This is a genomic window from Acinetobacter pittii, from assembly GCF_034067285.1.
GTDB classification, from domain to species: domain Bacteria; phylum Pseudomonadota; class Gammaproteobacteria; order Pseudomonadales; family Moraxellaceae; genus Acinetobacter; species Acinetobacter pittii_E.
In genome coordinates this window covers 2709236-2733249 of record NZ_CP139286.1, presented here as the reverse complement: position 1 = coordinate 2733249, position 24014 = coordinate 2709236, and the positions used below count along the sequence as shown (strand labels likewise).

The 24014-nt window shown below is 41.8% G+C and carries 19 protein-coding genes and 1 pseudogene; 16 read left to right on the top strand and 4 right to left on the bottom strand.

Annotated features, from left to right (window positions below; all coding sequences use genetic code 11):
• The first annotated feature begins 16 nt into the window (after positions 1 to 16).
• The 12 genes from SOI81_RS12905 to SOI81_RS12850 all read left to right on the top strand — a co-directional run bounded on the left by SOI81_RS12905 (position 17) and on the right by SOI81_RS12850 (position 12822).
• Positions 17 to 1084, top strand: coding sequence for an aromatic ring-hydroxylating oxygenase subunit alpha (locus SOI81_RS12905; protein ID WP_174752793.1), 1068 nt, complete (start codon positions 17 to 19; stop codon positions 1082 to 1084).
• Complete coding sequence (locus SOI81_RS12900) at positions 1077 to 1841, top strand: SDR family oxidoreductase (protein ID WP_320540880.1); 765 nt, start codon at positions 1077 to 1079, stop codon at positions 1839 to 1841. Before SOI81_RS12905 ends, SOI81_RS12900 begins: the two co-directional genes overlap by 8 nt.
• 11 nt (positions 1842 to 1852) lie before the next feature.
• Positions 1853 to 2782: a VOC family protein gene (gene mcpII, locus SOI81_RS12895; RefSeq protein ID WP_320540879.1), complete on the top strand. Its 930-nt coding sequence runs from the start codon at positions 1853 to 1855 to the stop codon at positions 2780 to 2782.
• Positions 2783 to 2810: 28 nt separating this feature from the next.
• Entirely contained in the window at positions 2811 to 4022 is a 1212-nt protein-coding gene (thcD, locus tag SOI81_RS12890; RefSeq protein WP_262445186.1) for an NAD(P)/FAD-dependent oxidoreductase, read from the top strand.
• Between the two features lie 42 nt (positions 4023 to 4064).
• Positions 4065 to 5288, top strand: a complete 1224-nt coding sequence (locus SOI81_RS12885; RefSeq protein ID WP_016141932.1) for an MFS transporter — start codon at positions 4065 to 4067, stop codon at positions 5286 to 5288.
• A 23-nt stretch (positions 5289 to 5311) separates the two neighbouring features.
• On the top strand, positions 5312 to 5833 hold the full coding sequence (locus SOI81_RS12880) for a cupin domain-containing protein (RefSeq protein ID WP_320540878.1): 522 nt from the start codon (positions 5312 to 5314) through the stop codon (positions 5831 to 5833).
• A gap of 36 nt (positions 5834 to 5869) precedes the next feature.
• Positions 5870 to 6694 carry an alpha/beta fold hydrolase gene (locus tag SOI81_RS12875; protein WP_016141931.1) on the top strand — a complete coding sequence of 275 codons (825 nt, stop codon included), beginning with the start codon at positions 5870 to 5872 and terminating at the stop codon, positions 6692 to 6694.
• Positions 6695 to 6709: 15 nt separating this feature from the next.
• The gene (locus SOI81_RS12870) at positions 6710 to 7504 is read left to right on the top strand and encodes an SDR family oxidoreductase (RefSeq protein WP_004703156.1); all 795 of its coding nucleotides are present in this window, start codon (positions 6710 to 6712) and stop codon (positions 7502 to 7504) included.
• A gap of 15 nt (positions 7505 to 7519) precedes the next feature.
• Complete coding sequence (gene nadX / locus SOI81_RS12865) at positions 7520 to 8311, top strand: aspartate dehydrogenase (RefSeq protein WP_061875613.1); 792 nt, start codon at positions 7520 to 7522, stop codon at positions 8309 to 8311.
• Between the two features lie 13 nt (positions 8312 to 8324).
• Entirely contained in the window at positions 8325 to 9791 is a 1467-nt protein-coding gene (locus SOI81_RS12860) for an aldehyde dehydrogenase (protein ID WP_320540877.1), read from the top strand.
• A 38-nt stretch (positions 9792 to 9829) separates the two neighbouring features.
• Positions 9830 to 11470, top strand: a complete 1641-nt coding sequence (locus SOI81_RS12855) for a thiamine pyrophosphate-binding protein (RefSeq protein ID WP_239975547.1) — start codon at positions 9830 to 9832, stop codon at positions 11468 to 11470.
• A gap of 155 nt (positions 11471 to 11625) precedes the next feature.
• Positions 11626 to 12822: a hypothetical protein gene (locus tag SOI81_RS12850; protein WP_239975548.1), complete on the top strand. Its 1197-nt coding sequence runs from the start codon at positions 11626 to 11628 to the stop codon at positions 12820 to 12822.
• Positions 12823 to 12883: 61 nt separating this feature from the next.
• On the opposite strand, the gene proP is transcribed toward SOI81_RS12850, so the two are convergent.
• The gene (proP, locus tag SOI81_RS12845; RefSeq protein ID WP_125739169.1) at positions 12884 to 14182 is read right to left on the bottom strand and encodes an MFS transporter; all 1299 of its coding nucleotides are present in this window, start codon (positions 14180 to 14182) and stop codon (positions 12884 to 12886) included.
• A 234-nt stretch (positions 14183 to 14416) separates the two neighbouring features.
• On the opposite strand from proP, the gene def reads away from it, so the two are divergent.
• Together def and glsA are read left to right on the top strand one after the other, a co-directional pair.
• A complete protein-coding gene (gene def, locus SOI81_RS12840; protein ID WP_016141925.1) occupies positions 14417 to 14899 on the top strand; it encodes a peptide deformylase in 483 nt (160 codons plus the stop codon).
• 178 nt (positions 14900 to 15077) lie between these two features.
• Complete coding sequence (gene glsA / locus SOI81_RS12835; protein WP_016141924.1) at positions 15078 to 16400, top strand: glutaminase; 1323 nt, start codon at positions 15078 to 15080, stop codon at positions 16398 to 16400.
• Here glsA and SOI81_RS12830 read toward each other — a convergent pair.
• On the bottom strand, positions 16367 to 17155 hold the full coding sequence (locus SOI81_RS12830) for an AraC family transcriptional regulator (protein WP_062849265.1): 789 nt from the start codon (positions 17153 to 17155) through the stop codon (positions 16367 to 16369). The genes glsA and SOI81_RS12830 overlap by 34 nt on opposite strands.
• Positions 17156 to 17261: 106 nt before the next feature.
• Here SOI81_RS12830 and fsr point away from each other — a divergent pair, with 106 nt between their 5' ends.
• Positions 17262 to 18482 carry an MFS transporter gene (gene fsr / locus SOI81_RS12825; RefSeq protein ID WP_320137510.1) on the top strand — a complete coding sequence of 407 codons (1221 nt, stop codon included), beginning with the start codon at positions 17262 to 17264 and terminating at the stop codon, positions 18480 to 18482.
• Positions 18483 to 18550: 68 nt separating this feature from the next.
• Here fsr and mro read toward each other — a convergent pair whose 3' ends face one another.
• Positions 18551 to 19696, bottom strand: a complete 1146-nt coding sequence (gene mro / locus SOI81_RS12820; RefSeq protein WP_320540876.1) for an aldose epimerase family protein — start codon at positions 19694 to 19696, stop codon at positions 18551 to 18553.
• A 170-nt stretch (positions 19697 to 19866) separates the two neighbouring features.
• On the opposite strand from mro, the pseudogene SOI81_RS12815 reads away from it, so the two are divergent.
• Positions 19867 to 19962 (top strand): annotated as a pseudogene (locus SOI81_RS12815) (hypothetical protein); the annotation flags it as partial.
• A 41-nt stretch (positions 19963 to 20003) separates the two neighbouring features.
• Here the strand turns inward: SOI81_RS12815 and metH are convergent.
• Positions 20004 to 23690 (bottom strand): methionine synthase, encoded by a 3687-nt coding sequence (metH, locus tag SOI81_RS12810; protein ID WP_239975552.1) that lies wholly within the window; start codon positions 23688 to 23690, stop codon positions 20004 to 20006.
• Between the last annotated feature and the right edge of the window lie 324 nt (positions 23691 to 24014).

The following is a 24014-nucleotide window of genomic DNA, read 5'->3' as shown; positions in this document are numbered from 1 at the left end:
TTCAGGGAAGAATAAAATGAACGCAATCGTATCAACTTCACAAAGCGCTGAAGAATATTTAGAACTTGGTTTACGTGACCAATGGCACCCGGTTTTAGCAAGTTGGGAAGTCGCAGCTAATCCAGTTGGAATTACCCGTTTAGGCGAAAATATTGTGGTTTGGCGTGATGCCGAAGGTCAAGTTCATGCGCTTGAAGATCGCTGTCCACACCGCGGTGCTCGTCTTTCACTGGGTTGGAACTTGGGTGACCGAGTTGCTTGCTGGTATCACGGCGTTGAAGTTCGTGCTGACGGTGTAGTTGCTGATGTACCAGCCGTTCATGAATGTCCAATGACTGGTACTAAATGTTTAAAGAGCTATCCGGTCATTGAGCAACATGGTGCAATTTTCATTTGGTTTGGTATTGATGCAAATGAACAGCCAAAACCGCTTGAGTTTCCAGAGCAACTTGCAAGCGAAGAGTGGAGTTCATTCCTTTGCCAAGCAGATTGGAAAGTAAACCATCAATACGCGATTGATAACGTGATGGACCCAATGCATGGGACCTATTTGCACTGTACTTCACACTCTATGGCAGACGGCGAACGTACTGCAGAGATGAAGCATCGTACAACCGATAATGGCTTTGTTTTCGAAAAAGAAGGCCAAACAGGTGTGAACTTCGACTGGGTTGAATATGGTTCAACTGGTGCAAGCTGGTTACGTCTTTCAATTCCTTATCGTAAACAATTTGGTCCGGGTGGCGAATTCTGGATTGTGGGTTATGCAACCCCAATTGATGCCAACAATACCCGCGTATTTTTCTGGCGCTGCCGTAAGGTTAGTGGCTGGCAACGTAATGTATGGCGTTTCTTATATCGCAATCATTTAGAACAGTTGCATTGGGATGTATTGGAACAAGATCGCATTATTTTAGAAAACCTTGCGCCAAATGCCCGTGCGCGAGAATTCTTATATCAACATGACGTTGGTCTTGCACGTTTACGCCGTTTAATGAAAAAAGAAGCTGAGAAGCAATTAAAGAAAATTGCTGCACTAAATGCATCAAACCGTATCGAGATGCAGGAAGAAGCTCATGGCTAATGTAGCGTTGTTGCAAGGCAAAAAAGTTTTAGTGACTGGTGCTGCGCGTGGTTTAGGCCGAGATTTTGCTCAAGCCATTGCCGAGGCTGGTGCTGAAGTTGTAATGGCAGATATTTTAACTGACTTGGTACAACAAGAAGCACAAGCGTTACAGAAACAGGGGTTCAATGTTCATGCTGTCACTGTTGACCTTGCCAATGCAGACTCTATTGAAAATGCGGTTGCAAAAAGCGTGGAAGTATTACAAGGACTAGACGGACTTGTGAACTGTGCGGCACTGGCAACCAATGTCGGTGGAAAAAATATGATTGATTATGATCCTGAGCTTTGGGATCGGGTCATGAATATTAATGTGAAAGGCACATGGCTAATTAGTAAGGCATGCGTTCCCCATTTAAAGCAATCGGCTGCTGGCAAAATTATTAATGTTGCTTCCGATACAGCACTTTGGGGTGCACCGAACCTAATGGCTTATGTGGCAAGTAAAGGCGCAATTCTTGCCATGACACGTTCAATGGCAAGAGAGTTGGGACAGTTCAATATCTGTGTTAACACCTTGTCACCCGGCCTTACTCTGGTTGAAGCAACTGAGTATGTGCCACAGGAACGTCACGATTTATATGTAAACGGAAGAGCGATTCAACGTCAGCAACTTCCACAAGATTTAAATGGAACAGCATTGTATCTACTGTCGGATTTGTCCTCTTTTGTGACAGGTCAAAATATTCCGGTCAATGGCGGTTTTGTCTTTAACTAAGGAGTAGTCAAATGATTACAGGGATCGAGATTTTAAAGTTTGGAGTTGAAGATAGAGCCGCTTCAAACAAGTTTTTAGCAGATTTTGGTTTAAGCCAAAGTACTTCGGATATTGAAGGCGCTGATCTTTACCAGACTCAAAACGGTAGCAAAATTTATTTATTTAATTGTGATGATGACCGTTTGCCTGCTGCCATTGAACAAGGTTCAACTTTACGTGAAGTCACGTGGGGTGTTGAAAGCACACAAGACCTCGAAGACTTATCAGCACGTTTGGCCGATGTAGAAGGTTTTAAACGTTCTGAAAGTACAGTTCAGTGTCTTGACCCAAATGGCATGACCATTCGTTTTGAACAAAGTTTTGTAAAAGAAGTACCAGAACTTAAAACGGAAGGTATTAACCAATACGGCAATATTCAACGTGTGAATGCAGCAAGTCCTGTCTATGAAAAAGGTCAACCTGTTGCGATTGGACATGTGGTGTTCTTCACACCAGATTTGGCAACAACTGAAAACTTCTATATTGAAAAAGTAGGCTTTCATTTATCTGATGCTTACAAAAATCGTGGTGCATTCTTACGTTGCCGCGGTGAAGGTTATCACCATGATTTATTCTTGCTCAGTGTTCCAAATAAACCTGCTGGCTTAAATCACGTTGCGTTTGTTGTTCGTGATATCCATGAAGTAATTGGGGGCGGTTTAAATATGAATCGCTCGGAATGGTCAACTTTCATTGGGCCGGGACGTCATCCAATTTCTTCTGCTTATTTCTGGTACGTCAACTCACCATTAGGTGGTGCATTTGAATATTACACCAACGATGATTATTTGACAGAAGAATGGCAACCTCGTGTAGAAGAACATCGTCTAGAGCTTTTCACCGAATGGGCGATTGAAGGTGGTCTTGATGACACAACCCGCCGTCAAGTGAAGCCTGTTTAACAGGGATTGCTTTACAAGGAAGATGGCTATGGAAAAGATCGTAATTGTAGGTGCCGGACAGGCAGCGGGTTGGGCAGTAAGTACCTTACGTCAAAATGGGTATGTGGGCGAAATTCACGTGGTTTCAAATGAAGATCAAGTGTTTTATGAGCGTCCGCCACTGTCTAAGCAAGTACTTTCAAAAGAAGCAACTTATGAAAGTTTGAATCTATTCTCTCCTGAACAGGTTCAAGAGTTCAACGTTCAATGGCATAAACCGGAAATTGCAACAAAAGTCGACCGTGAGCAAAAACAGGTTCATTTAGAAAGTGGCCAGATTTTGCCATATGACAAATTGCTGATTGCAACCGGAAGCCGTGCACGTGTACCGGTCAATACATGGCAGTTTATTCCTAATGTTGTGACCTTACGCAATGTGCATGACTGTGAACGTTTGGCTGAAATTTTAAAGAATGCAAAAAATGTCGCTGTGATCGGCGGTGGCTGGATTGGTTTAGAAATTGCTGCAACTGCACGTAAGCAAGGTAAAGATGTTCATATTTTTGAATATGGTGACCGTTTATGCGCAAGAAGTGTGAGTCCGGAAGTTTCTGCATTTTTAAAAAATATGCATGAGACCCAAGGCACAAAAATTCACTTAGACAGTAAGAGCCTTCATTTGGTTGAAGCGCCTAATCAAAAAGTTGAAGTGGTGAATCATCCTCAAAATAGTCAGTTATTTGACTGTGTTGTAGTAGGTGCGGGCGCCGAAATTGCCAAAGAGTTAGGTGTACACGCTGGTCTCGATGTGAAAGATGGCATTGTGGTGAATTGTTTTGGGCAAACCTCAGATCAAAACATCTATGCCGCAGGTGATGTCGCGATTCATCCGGGTTTGGGTTATTGCATTCAGTCTTGGGCAAATGCACAAAATCAGGCGATTGCCGCAGCAAAATCGATGCTCGGAATTGAAACTGAATATAGCGATATTCCATGGCTTTGGTCTGATCAATATCACTTCAATATTCAAATTTTAGGGACTTATCAGCCTGAAAAAACCAAAGAATTGGTGATTCGCCAAGGCGGTGAAGATCAGGTGAGCTATTTATATCTGGATCATGAAAATCGTTTGCTCAATATGATTGCCATTAATGATTCTAAACTGATCAAACTGGCAAAACGTTGGATGCAAGCCAACACCGTTTTAGATCCAAAACTGTTAGCAGATTCTGAATTTAATGTCATGAAGTTAAAACCGTAAACATTAAATCTGGTTCTCATTACCAAATCGAAGGAATGACACATGAGTAATGAAGAAAAAAGTGGATTGAAGCATTGGGTACCTGCTTTTGTCCTTATGGTGTGTGTGGTACTGGCATTTTTTGACAAGATTAGTATTGCGGTTTTATTTTCAGATCCTCATTTTCAAAGTGCAATGGGAATTGCTGAAGATAAGGCCAAGCTCGGATGGCTCATGACAAGTTTCTTACTTGCTTATGGTTTTTCGTCAGTCTTTCTAAGCTTTTTGGGTGACATCTTTAACCCAAAGAAAATGCTGTTCTGGAGCGTAACATCGTGGGGCTTACTCATGTTTTGCATGGGGTTCACCACCAGTTATTCAGGCATGTTGATTTTACGTGTACTGCTCGGTTTAGCAGAAGGTCCGTTATTTGCCTTGGCTTACACCATTGTTAAGCAGACTTACACTGACCGTCAGCAGGCACGTGCTTCAACCATGTTCTTACTTGGAACGCCGATTGGTGCATTCCTTGGGTTCCCGATCACTGCAAATGTTTTAGCACACCATGACTGGCATACCACTTTCTTTGTGATGGCTGGATTAACGCTAATCGCGATTTTCAGCATTGTTTTCGGTTTGCGTAACTTACAACTCAAGAAAACTGTCGAAATTGAGGGCGAGAGTAAACGTACCAATTTCAAAGGCCACATTGCCAATACTAAATTGCTGCTCAGCAACAGCGCATTCTGGTTGGTGTGTCTATTTAACATTGCATTGATGACGTATTTGTGGGGCTTAAATAGCTGGGTTCCTTCTTATCTTATGCAAGACAAAGGATTCAATCTCAAAGAGTTTGGGATGTATTCAAGCTTTCCATTCATTGCCATGTTAATTGGCGAAGTGGTGGGTGCATTTTTATCTGACAAGTTAGGCCGCCGAGCAATTCAAGTATTTAGCGGTTTATTACTCGCGGGCATCTTCATGTATGTGATGGTCATTATGACCAAGCCATTATTGATTATTGCTGCCATGTCTTTAAGCGCGATGGCGTGGGGTTTTGGAGTAGCAGCTGTATTTGCTCTGCTTGCAAGAGTGACGACCTCAAATGTAGGGGCGACTGCAGGTGGAATATTTAACGGGTTAGGTAATTTTGCAAGTGCAATTGCGCCTGTTCTTATCGGTTACATCGTGATGCAAACACATAGTTTTAATTTAGGAATTACCTTCTTGGCTGCCGTCGCTGTCATTGGGTCGTTGTTCTTGGTTCCTCTTTTAAAACGTTATTAATTCACTGTATAGGAGTTTAAAAAATGACTACACAACAATTCGAATCATGGGCACAACCAGAAGGTACTTCTTTAGAAGATTGGTTAAACACACGTATTGCTCGCTTTGAGACACGTAAATATGACTTCGATGCTTTGAAGTTCCAAGCAGATTACGACCCGAAATATCGCCGTGCACAAATGCGTTATATGGGTACGGGTGCAACAGGTGTCGTAAATGACGGTAACACCGTTCCGGCAGAAAACTTCACGTTTTCAACCATGGTTCTGCCACCACAGTGTGAAGGCCCTTTACATATTCACCACGATGTTGAAGAAGTGTTCTTTATGCTCCGCGGCGAAATTGATTTGTTCATTGAACACAACGGCGAAAAATTTGAGACTCGTTTAAAAGAGCGTGACCTGATTTCAATTCCACCGGGTATTTACCGCGGTTTATTTAACCCAGGTCAAGAAGATGCCTTGATGTGTGTGATGTTGGGAGCAGGTAAACCAACCATTCCGAACTATCCACCAGAGCATCCATTGTCTCAAATCAAACGTTAATTGTTTGATGAAGTGAATGAAAGGAAAGAATTGAAAATGATGACACTCATTGAAAAGTTAGCAGAATTTCCGGTGAAAACCGTGACTGTTCAAGGTCAGCAACAAGCCTATCGGGAAGCTGGTCAGGGCGAGTACCTTGTGCTGTTGCACGGCATTAGTTCAGGTTCTGCTTCATGGGTGAACCAACTTGAAGTGTTGTCTCATCATTTTCATGTCATTGCCTGGGACGCACCGGGCTATGGCAAATCAGATGAACTTTTAACGGATCAACCCAATGCGACCGACTACGCAAAGCGTTTAGCAGCATTGTTCGATGTTTTAAAAATTGAAAAAGCCATTGTGGTCGGACACTCATTAGGTGCCTTACAGGCGAGTGCATTTGCTGCACTTTACCCAGAGCGAGTGGAACACTTGGTCGTCGCTAATTTAGCGCAAGGCTACCAACGCCACGATGAACAGACACAAATTCAGGTTTTTGAAAAAAGACCAAAAATGTTGAAAGAGTTAGGTGCTAAAGGAATGGCCGAAAGCCGTGGACCTCATTTGATTTATAAACAAGAGCCACAAGCCTTAGCTTTAGTTTCAGAGGTGATGCAACAGTTGACTCTACAGGGTTTCACACATGCATCTTACTTACTGGCATATGACGAAATACGTAATTATTTAACCGATTTAAAAGTCCCATGCACAGTAATTGCAGGGCAGCAAGATCAAATCACTCCTGCGTTAGGTATACAAGAGCTTGCTCAGGAATTGCAGTTGGAACAGCGCTTCGTCATAGAAGACGCAGGACATTTAAGTTATGTCGACCAACCGCAAGCATTTAACCAAATTATGTTGACGATTCAGGAACAATCGTAAGAGAGATTAAGGATTATGAGCTTCCAAGTTGAAGGAAAAGTTGCAGTTGTTACCGGTGGCTCATCTGGGATTGGGCTGGCTGCTGTTGAAATACTGGTTGCAGAGGGTGCAAAAGTAGCTTGGTGTGGTCGCGATGAAGAACGTTTAAATGCTTCTAAGCACTATATTTTAGAAAAATTTCCGCATGCCAATATTTTTACTAAAGCATGCAATGTATTGAAAAAAGAAGAAGTTCAGCAATTTGCCAAAGACGTCAAACTCAATTTGGGCAATGTGGACATGCTCATTAACAATGCTGGGCAAGGCCGTGTTTCAAATTTTGAAAATACGCAAGATGAAGACTGGATGAAAGAAATCGAGCTGAAATATTTCAGTGTTCTACATCCGGTACGGGCTTTTCTTGACGACTTAAAACAGTCGGCAAATGCCTCAATTACCAATGTGAACTCGTTACTTGCGTTGCAACCGGAACCGCACATGATTGCGACTTCATCTGCACGCGCTGCACTGTTGAATTTAACCCATTCTTTAGCGCATGAGTTTACTCAATATGGTGTTCGTGTGAACTCGATTTTACTCGGTATGGTCGAATCTGCGCAGTGGAAACGCCGTTATGAAACCCGTTCAGATTTAAATCTGTCATGGGAAGAGTGGACAGGCAATATCGCAAAAAACCGTGGCATTCCTATGCAGCGTTTAGGCCGACCAGAAGAGCCTGCACGTGCTTTAGTTTTCTTGGCATCACCATTGGCATCTTACACCACAGGTTCGGCAATAGATGTCTCGGGTGGTTTTAATAAACATTTATAAATATTAGGTGCTGTCATGAAAAAGTTGATGATGATTGGTTTTGGCGCAATGGCAGCAGAAGTGTATGCCCACTTGCCTCAAGATCTGCAACTCAAATGGATTGTCGTGCCATCTCGCAGTATTGAAAAAGTGCAGTCACAAGTCTCTTCCGAGATTCAGGTGATTTCCGATATTGAGCAATGTGATGGTACGCCAGACTATGTCATTGAGGTGGCAGGTCAAGCAGCTGTGAAAGAGCATGCTCAAAAAGTTTTAGCGAAAGGCTGGACCATTGGTTTGATCTCGGTGGGTACTTTAGCTGATAACGAGTTTTTGGTTCAGCTTAAGCAAACTGCCGAAAAAAATGATGCCCATCTGCATTTACTGGCAGGCGCTATCGCAGGTATTGACGGTATTTCTGCGGCTAAAGAAGGTGGCCTGCAAAAAGTCACTTACAAAGGCTGTAAAAGTCCAAAAAGCTGGAAGGGTAGTTATGCAGAGCAATTGGTCGATTTAGATCATGTTTCTGAAGCTACGGTCTTTTTCACAGGAACTGCGCGTGAAGCTGCGACCAAATTTCCAGCCAATGCCAACGTTGCAGCAACCATTGCGCTTGCAGGGCTTGGAATGGATGAAACCATGGTCGAATTAACTGTTGATCCAACCATCAACAAAAACAAACACACCATTGTGGCAGAAGGTGGCTTTGGACAAATGACCATCGAACTGGTGGGTGTGCCGCTGCCAAGTAACCCGAAAACATCAACTTTGGCTGCGCTTAGCGTGATTCGTGCTTGTCGCAACAGTGTAGAAGCAATACAGATTTAAGAAGGATTTGATCATGGCAAAGGAAATTTATATTGCAGGTGAATGGCGATTAGGCCGTGGTGCAGTCATTCAAAGCCTGTTTCCGGCAGATCAGTCGGTAAACGCTGAGCTTTCAACAGCAACGCTTGAAGATGTAAATGAAGCAATTGAAAAAGCAGATCAGGCTTGGCGCCAACCGAACTGGAGAAACAGCTTGCCGCATGAGCGCGCACGTATTCTCTACAAAGTTGCAGACATTATTGAAGCGCGTGTAGATGAATTAGCAAAATTACAAACACGCGATAATGGTAAGCCTTTAACCGAAACTCGTGGCTTGGTCATGAGCGCTGCGGCGACTGCACGTTATGTTGCGGCGGCTTGTGAAACAATGAATGATGAGCTCACCACTCAGCGTGCTCCAGACTTTATGACCATGAGTGTGCATGAACCTGTAGGCGTTGTGGCAGCAATTACCCCTTGGAACTCTCCAATCGCAAGTGAAGTTCAAAAGCTTGCTCCAGCTTTAGTAGCAGGAAATGCAGTGGTGTTAAAACCAGCAGAAGCAACTTCACTGATTGCTTTAGAGCTTGCCAAAATTTTTGAAGAGGCAGGTTTACCAAAAGGTTTGCTGAGTGTGTTGGTTGGGCGTGGTTCGATCATTGGTGATGCAATTGCTCAGCACCCATTGGTTCGTAAAATTTCTTTTACAGGTGGAACAACCACAGGGCGTCATTTGGCACACATTGCCGCTGACAAACTGATTACCACTTCACTTGAGTTGGGTGGAAAGTCACCAACCATCGTTTTACCTGATGCAGACGTCGAACTGGCAGCTAAAGGTGTCGCGTACGGTATTTTTAGCTCGGCAGGCCAAGCGTGTATCGCAGGTTCTCGCTTGTTTATTCATAGCAGTCTTTACGATCAGTTTTTAACACGTTTGGTTGAAATTACCAAAGGCTTACGTGTGGGCCATCCGGAACAGGCAGGTGTGCATTTAGGGCCACTGGTCAATGACAAGCATTTGCAGTCAGTTGATCGCTATGTGCAGCTTGCCAAAAGCGAAGGTGGTCAGGTTCTGATTGGTGGTGAAGCGCTTACCACTGGTGACTATGCCAAAGGAAGCTATTACTTACCGACCATTATCACGGGCTTAAATAACAGTGCTCAAACTTGTCAGGAAGAAATTTTTGGCCCTGTTTTAGTCGTTATGAAATATGACAACGAGCAAGATTTAATTGCTCAAGCCAATGACAGTTGTTTTGGTCTTGCCGCAGGTATCTGGACTGAAAGCTATCGTAAAGCTTGGCGCATCGCACGTGCGTTAGAAGTGGGTACGGTATGGATTAATACCTATAAAAAGTTCTCGATTAGTGCGCCGTTTGGTGGCTTTAAGGACAGTGGAATTGGACGCGAGAAAGGCCGTTTGGGCATTTTATCGTACATGCAACAAAAGAGTATTTATATGGGGCTGAATGAACAGCCTAACCCTTGGTGCGATTAATAAATTCAAGGACTGAAAACAAATTTTGAGGAACAGACATGACTGAACGTGTAAATGTAGGCGAAGCAATCGCAAGAGTTTTAGAAGCGCACCAAGTTGATAGTATTTATGGTGTTATTTCCATTCACAATTTACCTATTGCTGATGCAGTAGGACGCCGTGAAAAAATGCGCTTTGTCGCAGCGCGTGGTGAGGCAGGTGCAGTCACCATGGCAGATGCGCACTCGCGTTTTAAAGGCCTAGGTGTGGCGTTGACCAGTACCGGTGCTGGGGCTGGTAATGCGGTGGGTTCACTCATTGAAGCAATGAATGCGGGTAGCCCTGTATTGCATTTAACAGGTCAAGTTGAGCGTGAATATCTCGACCGTGATGCAAGTTTCATTCATGAAACTAAAGACCAACTTACGTTTTTACGTGCATCAAGCAAAGCGGCATTTCGCATTACTAGTCCAGACAATGCTGTTGGGGTGATTCGTGAAGCCATTCGTGTGGCAACGACTGTTCCAATGGGACCTGTCAGTGTTGAGTTACCAATTGATGTACAAGCAGCAGAAATTGATTTGCCACTTAATTTAGGCCCAGTGAAAGCACTTGAATTGCCACAGGCAGAACAAGCTGAAATTGATCTTCTTGTGAATGAAATCAAAAAAGCAAAACGCCCGATTTTCTGGATTGGTGGTGGAACTTTAAATAGTATTGCCGAAGTTAAAGCAATTGCAGATTTAGGTATTCCAGTTGTTTCATCTACACACGGCCGCGGTGTGCTGGCAGATGATCATCCACGTAGTTTAGGTGCATTCCATAACTCGGCAGGTGTTGAGCAACTATTAAAAGATGCTGACTTAATGGTTGTGGTGGGTTCCCGTTTACGTAGTAATGAAACTAAAACCTATTCGGTTGAGTTTCCTGAAAATATTATTCAGGTTGATGCTAACCCTGTGGCTCAGCAACGTAATTACAAAATCCGCAACTTCATTTGTGGCGATGCTAAAGATGTCTTAACACGTGTGTTAGAACAGCTTCAAGGGACTTCAAAAGTTGATGCTGACTACGATGCTGCTGTAGTGGCTGCTAAACAGGCTGCAATTGATGCACTGCGCAAGCAAATCGACCAATACGCTCTGATTTGTGATCACTTACGTGCAGCTTTACCGCAAGACGGTATTTTTGTACGAGACATCACCATGTCGGGCAGTACATGGGGCAGCCGTTTATTCCCTGTACAAGCACCCAACCAAAATATCCATTCACTCGCAGGTGCAATTGGTCTAGGTCTTGCAACAGCAATCGGTGCCTCAGTTGCTAACCCTGACAAAAAAGTAATTGGTTTAGTCGGCGATGGCGGCTTAATGCTTGGTATTGGCGAGATTGCAACCATGGTGCAAGAAAACACCAACATGGTCCTCATGATTATGAATGATGGTGGTTATGGTGTAATGCGTGGCATTCAAAATAACTACTTTGGTGGTCGTCAGTATTTCAATGAATTACATACACCTGACTACAAACTTCTTGGCGAATCAATGGGTGTGAAGAGCTGGAAAGTGGGTAGTGCAGATGAGTTTAAAACGGTTATTCAAGAGGCTGTCGCTTTTGAAGGACCAACTGTGATTGAGCTCGATATGAACTCGATTGGGCCGTTAAACTTTGCGGGTCCACCGCAAAAGAAACTGTATTAACCAGTTTGGATGGTTTAGTACATATGCGATGGGAGCTGCTAAGCCATCCTTTTTTTAGATAAATTTTTTTGTCTAAAAAACAATAAAAACGAAGTTTTACAGGTAAAACAAATAAAGTTCCAGCAGGACGCTGGAACTCAATCAAGGATGTAGAGATGAAAAAGACTTCATTGATCATGGCATTCATTGCGCAGCTTACGCTGGGGGTAAGTGTCAATGCTTTTGCAAAAGATTCATTGCTTGAATGGAAAAGTGATGATGGCACCGACTCATTAAAGTTAGGTGGGGTGGTTCGCTTAAATCAACGCTATGAAGATTGGGAAGGGCCAAACCGCGGTTTTGGTAAGCTCTATTTTGATATTTTCAGGGTAGATCTCAAAGGTAAGTTTGATGATGCATACCTCAACGCCAGCTATCTGTTTCAAGACCAACAGAAAACGTCCATTGAAAAAGCATATGTGGGTTATAACCTTGATGCTAATAACAGCATTGAAGCAGGACTGGTTTATAAACCATTTACGATTTATCCCTATCCGCAAAATGGCTGGACTTACCACATTCCATTCTTTCTAGGTTATGGCAACAACATTGCGCCAGGCGTCAACTGGAATTATCACGATAAAGATTGGGATGTAAAACTCGGCTATTATCCGCAAATGCTAGAGACGAACTTGCGTTACTCCCCTGAAAGTGCAACTTATGATGACTTGGAAGAAAACGCATTTCCATCTCAAAAAGCTTATCAGAATGAAAAACGTCATCAGTTTAATACTCGCATTGTGCGCAAGTTAGAGACCGATTTTGGTAAGCAAGAGTTTGGTGTTTCGGGGGCAATTGCTCAGCTACATAATAAAATGACCGATAAAGACGGTAAATATTATGCAGTCGGTTTGCATACCGAAAATAACTACAAACGTTTTAACTTACAAAGTTCGGTTATTCACTATCAATACGATGCTAAAAATCCGGATGGTGTAAGTAATGATGTGACTTTAATGGGCAATAATGGTTTTACACCTGCTTACTTTATTGCTTCAGAAGGGACCATTGCCAGTTTAAACCTTGCCTATACGTTGCCTGTCACCAATATGGGTAAGCTAAAAGCCATTAAGTTTTATAATGATTATAGTTATCTCGATAAAAAACGTGATGATTGGTCTGATTCGCAAATGAACACCACAGGTATGATGTTTATTGCTTCACCATTTATGGTTTGGGCGGATTATACGTGGGGTAAAAACTCAAATATTATTGGTGGTTCGACCAACTCAACGGGTTATACCTCTGCAACTTCGCCAAATAGTGATAAATGGCTATATCGTTTAAACTTTAATATTGGGTTTACTTTCTAAACTGAACTGCATTAAAAAACCACGCAATTGGCGTGGTTTTTTATTTCACATATTGAGGCTTTTAATATCTGTTTTTTTCAAACTTATTCCAAAATACAAAAGCAGTTACAAAGGCCAAAATGGTCAGCGCGAAAATATAATACATCGCACCAATATCACTATATTGACTGAGCCAATGCACTAAAGGCAGTGTCATACCGCCCACAATTGCATAAGACAAATTATAAGAAAATGAAATACCTGAAAAACGCACAGGCGCGGGGAACATTTTGACCATACTGCTCGACACCATGCCGACAGTACCTGAACATAGCCCCAACAACATATATAAACCAAAAATGGTTGAATGTGCCGCGTGCCCCAAACTGTTATAAAAAACTGCTGCTGTGAGTGCGACGGCAAGTGCGCCGACCATCATGACTTTGCCACAACCGAAACGGTCAGCAAAATAACCTGCCAAAATACAGCCGACCATTTGCATGACAATAGCTGCGCTTTGCATTTCAAAAGTTTGTGCGCGTTCAAAACCAAATGAACCAATCAGTAGGTTGGGCATGGCTAAAATCACCACCACCACACAGCCCGTTAAAAACCATGTAAATAACATGCCAATCGCAACGGCTGTTTTATGCGTTTTTAAGACTTGTTTTACAGGCATTTCTTTTGAAATTTCTTTACGTGCCTGCATGGCTTTAAACACAGGTGTTTCTTTTAAATAGGTCCGTAAATAAAGTGCAATCAGACCAAAAATACCACCTGCAATAAAAGGAATCCGCCATGCCCAGTCATGAATTTGTCCTTCACTAAAGTTTAGCGAAATCCATAAAGACATGAGCGCACCTAGTAAAATTCCTAAAGACAGTCCGGCAGTTAATAAACCATTTGCCAGTCCAATTTTTCTTTCAGGCACGTGTTCAGACACAAAGGTCCACGCGGCCGGAATTTCCCCCCCAATCGCAATACCTTGCACCACACGCATGAGCAATAACAGTAGGGGGGCCAAATACCCAATATTTTCAAAGGTAGGCAAAATCCCGATAAACAGAGTAGGCAATGCCATCAGCAAAATAGAAAGTGAAAATAACTTTTTACGCCCGACCAAGTCACCAAAATGGGCCATGACGACCCCGCCTAAAGGCCTAAAAAAGTAACCTGCTGCAAAAATACCGTAAGTATTAAGCATGGCCCAAAACGGACTAAGCGTGCTGGGGAAAAAGAGGTCGGAAATGATTTTGGCGTAAAACACATAAATCACAAAATCGTAAAATTCTAAAGCTCCACCCAGTGAAGAAAGGGCAAGGGTTCGTTTATCTTCTTTATTAAGATAGTTCGCATCCTGCAAAGTTAAGTCCTGATCCATTTTTTACTTAATTGTTGTAATTGAAGTTTGGATATTAATGGAAAAGTGAAGTAAAAGTAAATGGAGGAAATTTGTTCTATAGGACGATGTAGATTGGACTTACTCAGAACAAAAAGCTTTAAAACGAAAAACGCTTTAGATGAAATAAAAACAGATGTAGGAATGACTTTTCTTTTGAGTCATTCAGCGACACAATAAAACTTGTCATAGCCAGTTTAATGAGAGATTCAAAGGATGAGTGTAGTTCTACCTGTCGCGAAGCGTGGCGAAGATATTTTAAAACTAATTGCGGCTCCCGTTTCGGTAAATGAGTTAAACAGTAATTGGCTTTATCAGCTTGCTGACGCTATGCATGCAACAATGCTTGAGCGTAATGGAGTAGGGATTGCTGCACCGCAAGTTTATATCTCTAAACGCGTTATTATTGTGGCGTCTCGACCAAATCCACGCTATCCAGATGCACCCGAAATGGAAGCAGTGGTCATGGTAAATCCTGAAATTTTAGAGTTCTCAAACGAAGTTTGTTTAGGTGAAGAAGGCTGTTTAAGTGTGCCGGATGAGCGTGGACAAGTTGAACGTGCAGAAATGGTGAAGGTTAAATATTTAACACTACAAGGTGAAATGGTTGAGACAGTTTTTCATGGTTTTCCTGCTCGTATTGTTCAACATGAAGTCGATCATTTAAATGGGATCTTGTTTGTAGAAAGAATAAGCTAATCTTCAGTTTAGAGTTTTGAAAAACCTATAATGAGCTTGAAATAAATAAGACAACGGAATTAAAATACTTATATCGTGATTTTTAACTCATTACAAAAGATATAATTTTAATATTATCAGCAGGTTGTGCTGAAATTTTGCGCGATGTTGTAAATCTCCTCATTTAAGGTTACTAACCATGAAAACCCCTCTCCCAGAATATTTGGCAAATGTTATTGAAGCCTGTGACATCGATAACAGCGGTCATCTCGCCGATTATATTCCTGAGTTGGCAAATGCAAACCCAGATCGATTAGCTTTAGCAATGTCTACGGTAGATGGTGAAATTTATTCGGTTGGCGATGATGATGTTGAATTCACCATACAATCGATTTCTAAACCATTCGTATATGCTTATGTTTTACAACAGCTTGGTATTGATGCAGTACTTGCGAAAGTAGGAGTGGAGCCTTCAGGGGAAGCATTCAATGAAATTTCATTGGGTAAAGATGGCCGTCCAAAAAACCCGATGATCAACTCTGGCGCAATTACGACACACTCCTTAATTCAGGTCAAACATGGTTTACATAGTGCAGAAATTCTACGCCGCTTTATGAGCGAGCTTGCAGGTCGCGAATTAAGTTTTGATGAGTCTGTATATGATTCGGAAGTCAAAACTGCTTACCGTAATCTTTCGATCGGTTATATGTTACGAACTGTCGGAATTTTAGAAACCGATCCAGTTGATATTGTGAATGGGTATATTCGTCAATGTGCGATTTTGGTGACGGTTAAAGATCTGGTACGTATGGGCAGTGTACTTGCCAATGGTGGGGTTGACCCTAAAACTGGAAAACGCCTCTTGAACCGATCGGTGGTTAGACAAGTGCTTAGTGTCATGATGAGCTGTGGTATGTACGATGCGGCGGGTGACTGGCTTTCAACTGTCGGTATTCCTGCTAAAAGTGGTGTAGCAGGCGGTATCTTGGGGGTGCTGCCAGGTCAGGTCAGTATTGCTGCTTTTTCACCTCGACTAGATGAGCATGGTCACAGTGTTCGAGGTATCGATATTTTAGAACGGTTATCTCGTGACATGGGACTACATCTCATGGAAGGTACGCCTTCTGCACAAACTATTGTCCAAAGCCATTATCGTACAGGTAAGGATGCATCCTTAAGTGTGTATGTGCTTCGCGGTGTATTGAAATTTACCGAAGCTGAAATGTTGTTGCGTATTTTGCAAGAAGAGACGACTGACCAAAGCACAATCGTGATTGATTTAACCCAGATTTCACTTATCCATGATGTGGGTAAACGTATGTTCTTAGAAGGGGTAGATCGACTGATTGATGATGGTCATACCCTTGTTTTGGTTGACCCTGAACAACGTTTAGATCATGCGAGAACCGCTAAAGATCGTGAACTTCATGTCTATCATGATTTCGATGATTTATTAGAAAAGCATGAGATCCGCACTAAAAAAAAGACTTATAGCGACATCGCGGCACTTCTAAACTGTTGAGGTGTTTTTCCTAGATGTCGCTTAAACATCGCACTGAACGCGCTGGGGTTTGTATACCCCAGTGATTCTGAAATTTGAGCAATAGATTCGCCATTCGCTATTTTACTCAAGGCGAGTGCAATATGCATTTGCTGTACCCATGCCCGATAAGATAGCCCCGTTTCTTTTTGGAACATACGCATTAAAGTTCTAGAGCTCGCGCCAATATCATCAGCCCAATCTGTTAAATCTTTTGAATGGTCAGGCGTATGTAATAACTCTTGGCAAATTTTTAATAATCGTTTGTCTTTCGGCCACGGTATCTGGATAGGCAACAAATTGGCCCGATGAATTTCTTCAAAAATCAAAATTTGTAAAGAACGTGAAAGCTCTTGGGAAGTCGCAGTATTTGGAGCGTCTTCTCGCTCAATTTCATTTAAACGAATCAAAAGTTCATGCAACAGATTACTGACTCGAATAATAAAACAATGTTGTCCCATTAGAGCGGCTGCATTTACTTCAACCAACGCCGTATTTAACTTAACGTGACTTAGTGAAATCACGCTGTGCTCAACATGTGCTGGAATCCATAACGCGCACATGGGCGGTACAATCCACACATGATTGGGTGTAAAAACCTGAATATTTCCAGTGGATGCATATAAAAACTGTGCACGTGTATGCGTGTGAGTAGGCGTGATTTCTCGGTAAGAATGTTCAGAAGAGAGTCCAATCACAAGTTCAGACAAATCAGACTGAATAAGAGAATCGGACATAAATTATCCTAAAAATTGTCACTTATGCGACGATTATTGGAAGATAACTTTATAAGCGACAATTTACAATAAGCATCTCATTTAAAAATATTGGAGTTTTTCAGGTATGACGTCTTCAATACAATTGAAAGATGGTATTGCCAATACCGTTGCAAATGATCAGCCTCAGGGAATGATTATTAAAATTGTAGGCGCCGTGGCGGTCGCACATTTACTGAACGATTTAATTCAGGCAGTGCTACCAGCTATCTATCCAATGCTAAAAGCAAACTTTTCGCTGAGTTTTGCTCAGGTCGGCCTGATCTCGTTTGTATATCAAATTACAGGGTCACTGCTACAGCCTTGGATTGGACTTTATACCGATAAACATCCAAAACCGTATCTTCTCCCACTCGGAATGATGGTTACATTCTGCGGCATTATCTTATTGGCATTTTCACCAAGTTTTGCTGTGTTGTTATGTGCATCTGCGCTAATTGGGGTAGGCTCTGCAACTTTTCATCCAGAAGCTTCGCGGGTGGCGCGAATGGCATCGGGCGGGCGCTTCGGTACAGCTCAGTCCACTTTCCAAGTGGGCGGGAACACCGGTACTGCCATTGGCCCGTTATTAGCAGCGTTATTGATTGTACCGTTTGGGCAGCATGCAGTTGCGGGCTTAGTGATATTTGCACTTTTAGCGATTTGGGTTCTATTTGGGGTAAGCCGTTGGACGGTGAATCATGCTAAAAATCAGGTAGCTGCACGTGCAACGCAAGCACATACTAAATTGCATGGTCGTAAGCTCATTATTGCTTTGAGCACAATTAGTGTGTTGATGTTTGCCAAATTTACCTACATTGCCAGCATTAGTAATTACTTTACTTTTTATCTTATTCAAAAGTTCCATATCAGCATCCAGACCGCTCAATTGCATTTGTTTGCCTTCTTGGCAGCCGTTGCTTTAGGCACATTTGCAGGTGGCCCAATTGGCGACAAAATTGGCCGTAAAGCTGTGATCTGGGTTTCATTTGTTGGCATGGCGCCGTTTGCATTAATGATGCCGTATGCAAACTTATTTTGGACAACCGTTTTCTCAATTATTGCAGGTTTGGTGTTGTCATCTGCTTTTGCAGCAATGGTGGTCTACGCACAAGAAGCTGTTCCAGGCCGTGTAGGCATGATTGCAGGTTTAATGTTTGGCCTTATGTTTGGGGTAAGTGGTATTGCCGCAGCGGGGCTAGGGCATTTAGCGGATATTAACGGCATTGAATGGGTATTTGGTTTATGTTCATTGTTGCCATTACTTGGTTTTGCAACAGCACTTTTACCAAACACAAAAGTTAAATAAATGAAAAGACTCTCAGTCATATTTGGTTGAGAGTCTTTTTTAGATAAAAATAGTTCCAGTTCAAAAGACTATTTTTGAATACCAAATTTAAATACGGTAACACTATTATAAGTTTGATTTGGGTTCAAACGTGTAGATGGGAAAGATGGTTGATTCGGGCTGTCTGGAAAATGTTGTGTTTCTAGTGCTAGTGCGTCTGCTTGTCGATAGAGCACACCATTTGCGCCAACAATATTTCCTAGCAAATGATTCGCCGTATACATTTGAACACTTGGTTCAGTGGTTAAAACCTGCATGGTTCGTTTAGATTTTGGATCAACCACAACAGCTGCAAGATTTAATTTCCCTTGAGACTTTTGATTAATTACCCAAGTTTGGTCATAGCCATATCCATAGGCCAATTGCTGATTATTCGCTCGAATATCTTTCACAATGGCTTTAGGCGTCCGAAAATCAAAAGGTGTACCTGCAACTGAAGCAATTTCACCTGTTGGTAAAGAGTTTTGATCGGTTACCAATATACGGTCTGCATTGAGTTGTACCACATGATCTAGTACACCATAAGGGTTATTGCCAGCGCCTGATAAATTGAAATAACTGTGGTTGGTGAGATTAACGACTGTAGGCTGATCAGTTTTGGCCTTATATTCAATTTGGAATTCATTTCGATCTGAAAGACTATAGATCACTTCTACATCTAATTTTCCGGGAAAACCTTGATCACCATTTGGACTGGTTAACTTCAGAGAAGCTTTAACAGTTTCACCTTTAGAAATGAGGGGTTTAACTTGCCAAACACGTTTATCAAAACCAGGATTCCCGCTATGTAATGAATTCGGCCCATTATTTTTTTCAAGGTTATACGTTTTTCCATCTAAGCTAAATTTAGCATTACCAATACGGTTCGCATAACGGCCAATCAATCCACCAAAATGAATACCTGCCTTGGTGTCAGTAACTTCATAACCTTTTAGGTCATCAAAGCCCAAAACGATATTGTTTTTTTTACCTTGAGCATCAGGAGTCAAAATCTGGGTAATTACACCACCGAAACTGATAAATGATACGGAGACACCATTGTTATTACTCATGGTGTATAGATCAACTTTTTGACCGTCTTGAGTTGTACCATATGGCTTAACATTTAATGTTGCTGCATTTGCAAGTTGTGCAAAGCTATAAATCGTAACACCTAAAATTGCTAATTTTTTCATGCTTATACTCTATTTTGTAATAGTTGGACTGGATGAATATAAAATTGATTTTTCATCTTTTTAAAGAGGTTTTTATTATAGATAGTGTTAATAATAATGGAGCTGTGAATGTTAAATATTGAAAAACTGGTTCAATTTACGCTTATAAAGAAATTAATCTTATGAGCAATGTTTTTACCTACTTTGTATTTGTTCGAGAGATGATGCATCACTTAAGAGTTGAGGAAATTCAAATAAGGGAAAGTTTCAAAGATACCTATAAATAAAAAAATCCCCTCAATTGAGGGGATTTTTTTATTACTTAAATTTAAACAATCGAATCATCTAAATTCGGCGCTAACCAACGCTTCGCTTCATCCAGTGTCCAACCTTTACGTTTCGCATAATCTTCAAGTTGGTCTTGAGAGATTTTACCCACGTTAAAGTATTCACTTTGAGGGTGCGAATAATAGAAACCACTTACCGAAGATGGCGGCATCATTGCAAAGTGTTCAGTCAGTTTGGTACCGATTTTGTCGGTAGAACCTAACCAATCAAACAACACTGCTTTTTCAGAGTGCTCTGGGCAAGCAGGGTAACCCGGTGCAGGGCGAATACCGACATATTTCTCTTTAATCAGCTCTTCATTGCTAAGCTGTTCATCAGCTTTATAGCCCCAGAACTCTTTACGAATGCGTTCATGCAAGTGTTCTGCAAAGGCTTCAGCAAAACGGTCGGCTAGTGACTGAACTAAAATTGCAGAGTAGTCATCACCTTTGGCTTTGTACTCATTTGCCAGTTCTTCTGCACCAAAAATCGATACAGTGAATCCGCCTAAGTAGTCCTGTTGCTCACGGTCAGCACGAATGTAATCTGCTAAAGACAAGTTTGGCTTACCTGTTACTTTGTCAGATTGTTGACGTAAATGCTCAAACGTATGGGTAACAGTTTGACCAGCTTCATCAAATACACTCACTGTGTCAGCATCTGTGCGCTGAGCAGGGAACATACCAAATACAGCACGTGCATCAAAACGATTATTGCCGATAATATCTTTCAACATCGCTTGAGCTTGATTGTACAAATCTGTTGCAGCTTCACCAACCACTTCATCTTCTAAAATTTTCGGGAATTTACCTGCCAAGCTCCAAGAAATAAAGAATGGTGTCCAGTCAAAATACTCGACGAGTGTAGCAAGGGGGTAGTTCGTTAAAACTTGTGTTCCCAAAAGGTTTGGTTTTGGTGGTACATAGCTTTGGTCAATTTTGAAACCGTTTTCAACTGACTCGCTATAAGTCAATTTTGCAGCTTTTGGCTGTTTGTTGGCTAGGCGTTCACGGATCTTGGCATATTCAGCACGGTGCTCTGCAATAAAGTTTCCACGCATTTCTTTCGAAAGTAGGGTCGTTGCAACACCTACCGCACGCGAAGCATCGGCAACATAAATTACCGCATCGTTTTGATACTGAGGATCAATTTTTACTGCTGTGTGTGCTTTTGATGTAGTCGCGCCACCAATTAATAAAGGAATGTTAAAGCCTTTACGTTGCATTTCTTTCGCAACAAAGACCATCTCATCTAAAGATGGGGTAATCAGACCTGACAAACCGATGATGTCACATTTTTCATCAATTGCAGTTTGCAAGATTTTCTCGCAAGGTACCATCACGCCAAGGTCAACAATGTCATAACCATTACAACCCAGTACTACGCCTACAATATTTTTACCAATATCATGTACGTCACCTTTAACAGTTGCCATCAAGACCTTACCTTTAGATTGGCTACCTGTCTTTTCTGCTTCAATGTACGGGTTGAGCCAAGCTACAGCTTGCTTCATAACACGTGCAGATTTCACAACCTGTGGTAAGAACATTTTGCCCGAACCGAACAAGTCACCAACGACATTCATGCCATCCATCAAAGCGCCTTCGATTACATCTAAAGGACGTTTAGCTTTGAGGCGAGCTTCTTCGGTATCTTCATCAATATAAGTCGTGATACCTTTAACTAAGGCATATTCAAGACGCTTTTCTACAGACTCATTACGCCATTCAAGGTTCTCAGCTTCTTTTGCCGCACCGCCTTGTCCACGATATTTTTCAGCGACTTCAAGTAATTTTTCAGTCGCAGCTTGACCAGACTCACCTTGGTTTTTGTTTAGGATGACATCTTCAACTGCTTCTTTAAGTTCGGTTGGAATATCATCATAAATTGCCATTTGGCCGGCATTTACAATACCCATGGTCATGCCTTGTTTAATGGCATGGTACAAAAACACAGAGTGAATCGCTTCACGAACAGGTTCATTACCACGGAATGAGAACGAAACGTTCGATACACCACCAGAAATCATGGCGTGAGGTAAGTTTTGTTTAATCCAACCTGTAGCGTCAATAAAATCGACGCCATAATTATTATGTTCTTCAATACCTGTTGCTACCGCGAACACGTTCGGGTCAAATATAATATCTTCAGCAGGGAAGCCTACATCATTAACCAATACATCATAAGAACGTTTACAGATTTCACGTTTGCGCTCAGCAGTGTCGGCCTGACCTGTTTCGTCAAATGCCATGACAATAATCGCAGCACCATATTGGCGGCACAGGCGAGCTTTTTCGACAAACTCGTCATAACCTTCTTTTAATGAAATCGAGTTAACAACGGGTTTACCTTGTACGCATTTTAAGCCAGCTTCAATGATTTCCCATTTTGATGAGTCAATCATAATTGGCACACGTGAAATATCTGGCTCAGAAGCTACAAGGTTTAAGAAATGCACCATCGCATTTTGCGAATCGAGCATCCCTTCATCCATATTAATGTCGATAATCTGTGCGCCAGCTTCAACTTGCTGCTGTGCCACTTCTAAAGCTTCGGCAAAGTTTTCTTCACGAATTAAGCGTAAGAATTTTTTTGAACCTGTAACGTTGGTACGTTCACCCACGTTTACGAAAAGTGAGTCATCATAAATATTAAATGGTTCTAAACCACTTAAACGACAAGCCGGTACAGTTTCAGGAACTTGACGAGGTGCAATATCTTTTACCGCATTGGCAATTGCACGGATGTGGTCAGGCGTTGTACCACAGCAACCACCAGTAATATTAATCAAGCCACTTTCTGCAAATTCTTTTAAGAATGCTGCAGTTTGCTCTGGTGTTTCATCATATTCACCAAAAGCGTTTGGTAAGCCTGCGTTTGGATGTGCTGAAACAAACGTATCTGCGACATCAGAAATAGTTTTTACGTGAGGGCGCATTGCATCTGCACCAAGCGCACAGTTAAAACCAATCGATAGCAAGTCACCATGACGTACAGAGTTCCAGAACGCTTCGGCAGTTTGACCTGTTAATGTACGACCCGATGCATCGGTAATGGTCCCTGAAATCATGATTGGTAATTCGCGACCAATTTGTTTAAAGACTTCTTTGACCGCAAAAATCGCTGCTTTACAGTTTAATGTATCAAATACGGTTTCAATCAAAATGATATCTGCGCCGCCTTCAATGAGCGCATGAGTCGCTTCAATATAGTTTTCTTTTAGCTCATCAAAGGTAATGTTACGAAAGGCAGGGTCATTTACATTCGGTGAAATTGAGCAAGTACGTGATGTTGGCCCAAGCACACCTGCGACAAAACGCGGTTTATCTGGCGTTGAATACTTTTCACAAGCTGCTTTAGCTAAACGTGCTGCTTCACGGTTAATCTCTGGAACAAGATCTTCCATGTGATAGTCAGACATTGAAACACGCGTGCCGTTAAAGCTATTGGTTTCAATAATGTCTGCGCCTGCATCAAGATAAGCTTCATGAATACTTTGAATAATTTGGGGTTGTGTCAGCACTAAAAGATCATTATTACCTTTTAAGTCATGTGCCCAATCGGCAAAACGCTCACCACGGTAGTCGGCTTCTTCCAATTTATGGCGTTGAATCATAGTGCCCATTGCACCATCAATAATCAAAATACGTTTGGCAAGAAGCGCTTTTAGGGTGGCAAGCGTGGACATATAAAACCCCGATATTGTACAAATTTAAAAATGCGGCGCTATTGTAACAGAATAGTTGCGCAATAGATGACCTATAACGACCCATCATTCACTGTAACTTATTCAGCAAACAAGCGCTTTATGACAAAGTAGAGTCTGATTTTTCATCAAATATTCATAAAATGATCATGATATTGAAATATTTCATCTCCAATATTCGGTTTTATGACAATTGTGTTGTTTAAAAAGTGGCCGTTTAGGTAATTTTTTAGATATTTTTGCTTTAAAAATAGTCATAAATTCGATAGATATGGAGTTGTTTAAATTATTGTATTTTAATAAAAA

Excerpts from the sequence above, each read along its gene's own strand:
- SOI81_RS12875 (WP_016141931.1), top strand. The coding sequence starts at position 5,870 with ATGATGACACTCATTGAAAAGTTAGCAGAATTTCCGGTGAAAACCGTG.
- SOI81_RS12900 (WP_320540880.1), top strand. The coding sequence starts at position 1,077 with ATGGCTAATGTAGCGTTGTTGCAAGGCAAAAAAGTTTTAGTGACTGGT.
- fsr (WP_320137510.1), top strand. The coding sequence starts at position 17,262 with ATGACGTCTTCAATACAATTGAAAGATGGTATTGCCAATACCGTTGCA.
- SOI81_RS12830 (WP_062849265.1), bottom strand. The coding sequence starts at position 17,155 with ATGTCCGATTCTCTTATTCAGTCTGATTTGTCTGAACTTGTGATTGGA.
- mro (WP_320540876.1), bottom strand. The coding sequence starts at position 19,696 with ATGAAAAAATTAGCAATTTTAGGTGTTACGATTTATAGCTTTGCACAA.
- metH (WP_239975552.1), bottom strand. The coding sequence starts at position 23,690 with ATGTCCACGCTTGCCACCCTAAAAGCGCTTCTTGCCAAACGTATTTTG.
- SOI81_RS12860 (WP_320540877.1), top strand. The coding sequence starts at position 8,325 with ATGGCAAAGGAAATTTATATTGCAGGTGAATGGCGATTAGGCCGTGGT.
- nadX (WP_061875613.1), top strand. The coding sequence starts at position 7,520 with ATGAAAAAGTTGATGATGATTGGTTTTGGCGCAATGGCAGCAGAAGTG.
- thcD (WP_262445186.1), top strand. The coding sequence starts at position 2,811 with ATGGAAAAGATCGTAATTGTAGGTGCCGGACAGGCAGCGGGTTGGGCA.
- mcpII (WP_320540879.1), top strand. The coding sequence starts at position 1,853 with ATGATTACAGGGATCGAGATTTTAAAGTTTGGAGTTGAAGATAGAGCC.
- SOI81_RS12905 (WP_174752793.1), top strand. The coding sequence starts at position 17 with ATGAACGCAATCGTATCAACTTCACAAAGCGCTGAAGAATATTTAGAA.
- def (WP_016141925.1), top strand. The coding sequence starts at position 14,417 with ATGAGTGTAGTTCTACCTGTCGCGAAGCGTGGCGAAGATATTTTAAAA.
- SOI81_RS12850 (WP_239975548.1), top strand. The coding sequence starts at position 11,626 with ATGAAAAAGACTTCATTGATCATGGCATTCATTGCGCAGCTTACGCTG.
- SOI81_RS12870 (WP_004703156.1), top strand. The coding sequence starts at position 6,710 with ATGAGCTTCCAAGTTGAAGGAAAAGTTGCAGTTGTTACCGGTGGCTCA.
- proP (WP_125739169.1), bottom strand. The coding sequence starts at position 14,182 with ATGGATCAGGACTTAACTTTGCAGGATGCGAACTATCTTAATAAAGAA.
- glsA (WP_016141924.1), top strand. The coding sequence starts at position 15,078 with ATGAAAACCCCTCTCCCAGAATATTTGGCAAATGTTATTGAAGCCTGT.
- SOI81_RS12880 (WP_320540878.1), top strand. The coding sequence starts at position 5,312 with ATGACTACACAACAATTCGAATCATGGGCACAACCAGAAGGTACTTCT.
- SOI81_RS12885 (WP_016141932.1), top strand. The coding sequence starts at position 4,065 with ATGAGTAATGAAGAAAAAAGTGGATTGAAGCATTGGGTACCTGCTTTT.
- SOI81_RS12855 (WP_239975547.1), top strand. The coding sequence starts at position 9,830 with ATGACTGAACGTGTAAATGTAGGCGAAGCAATCGCAAGAGTTTTAGAA.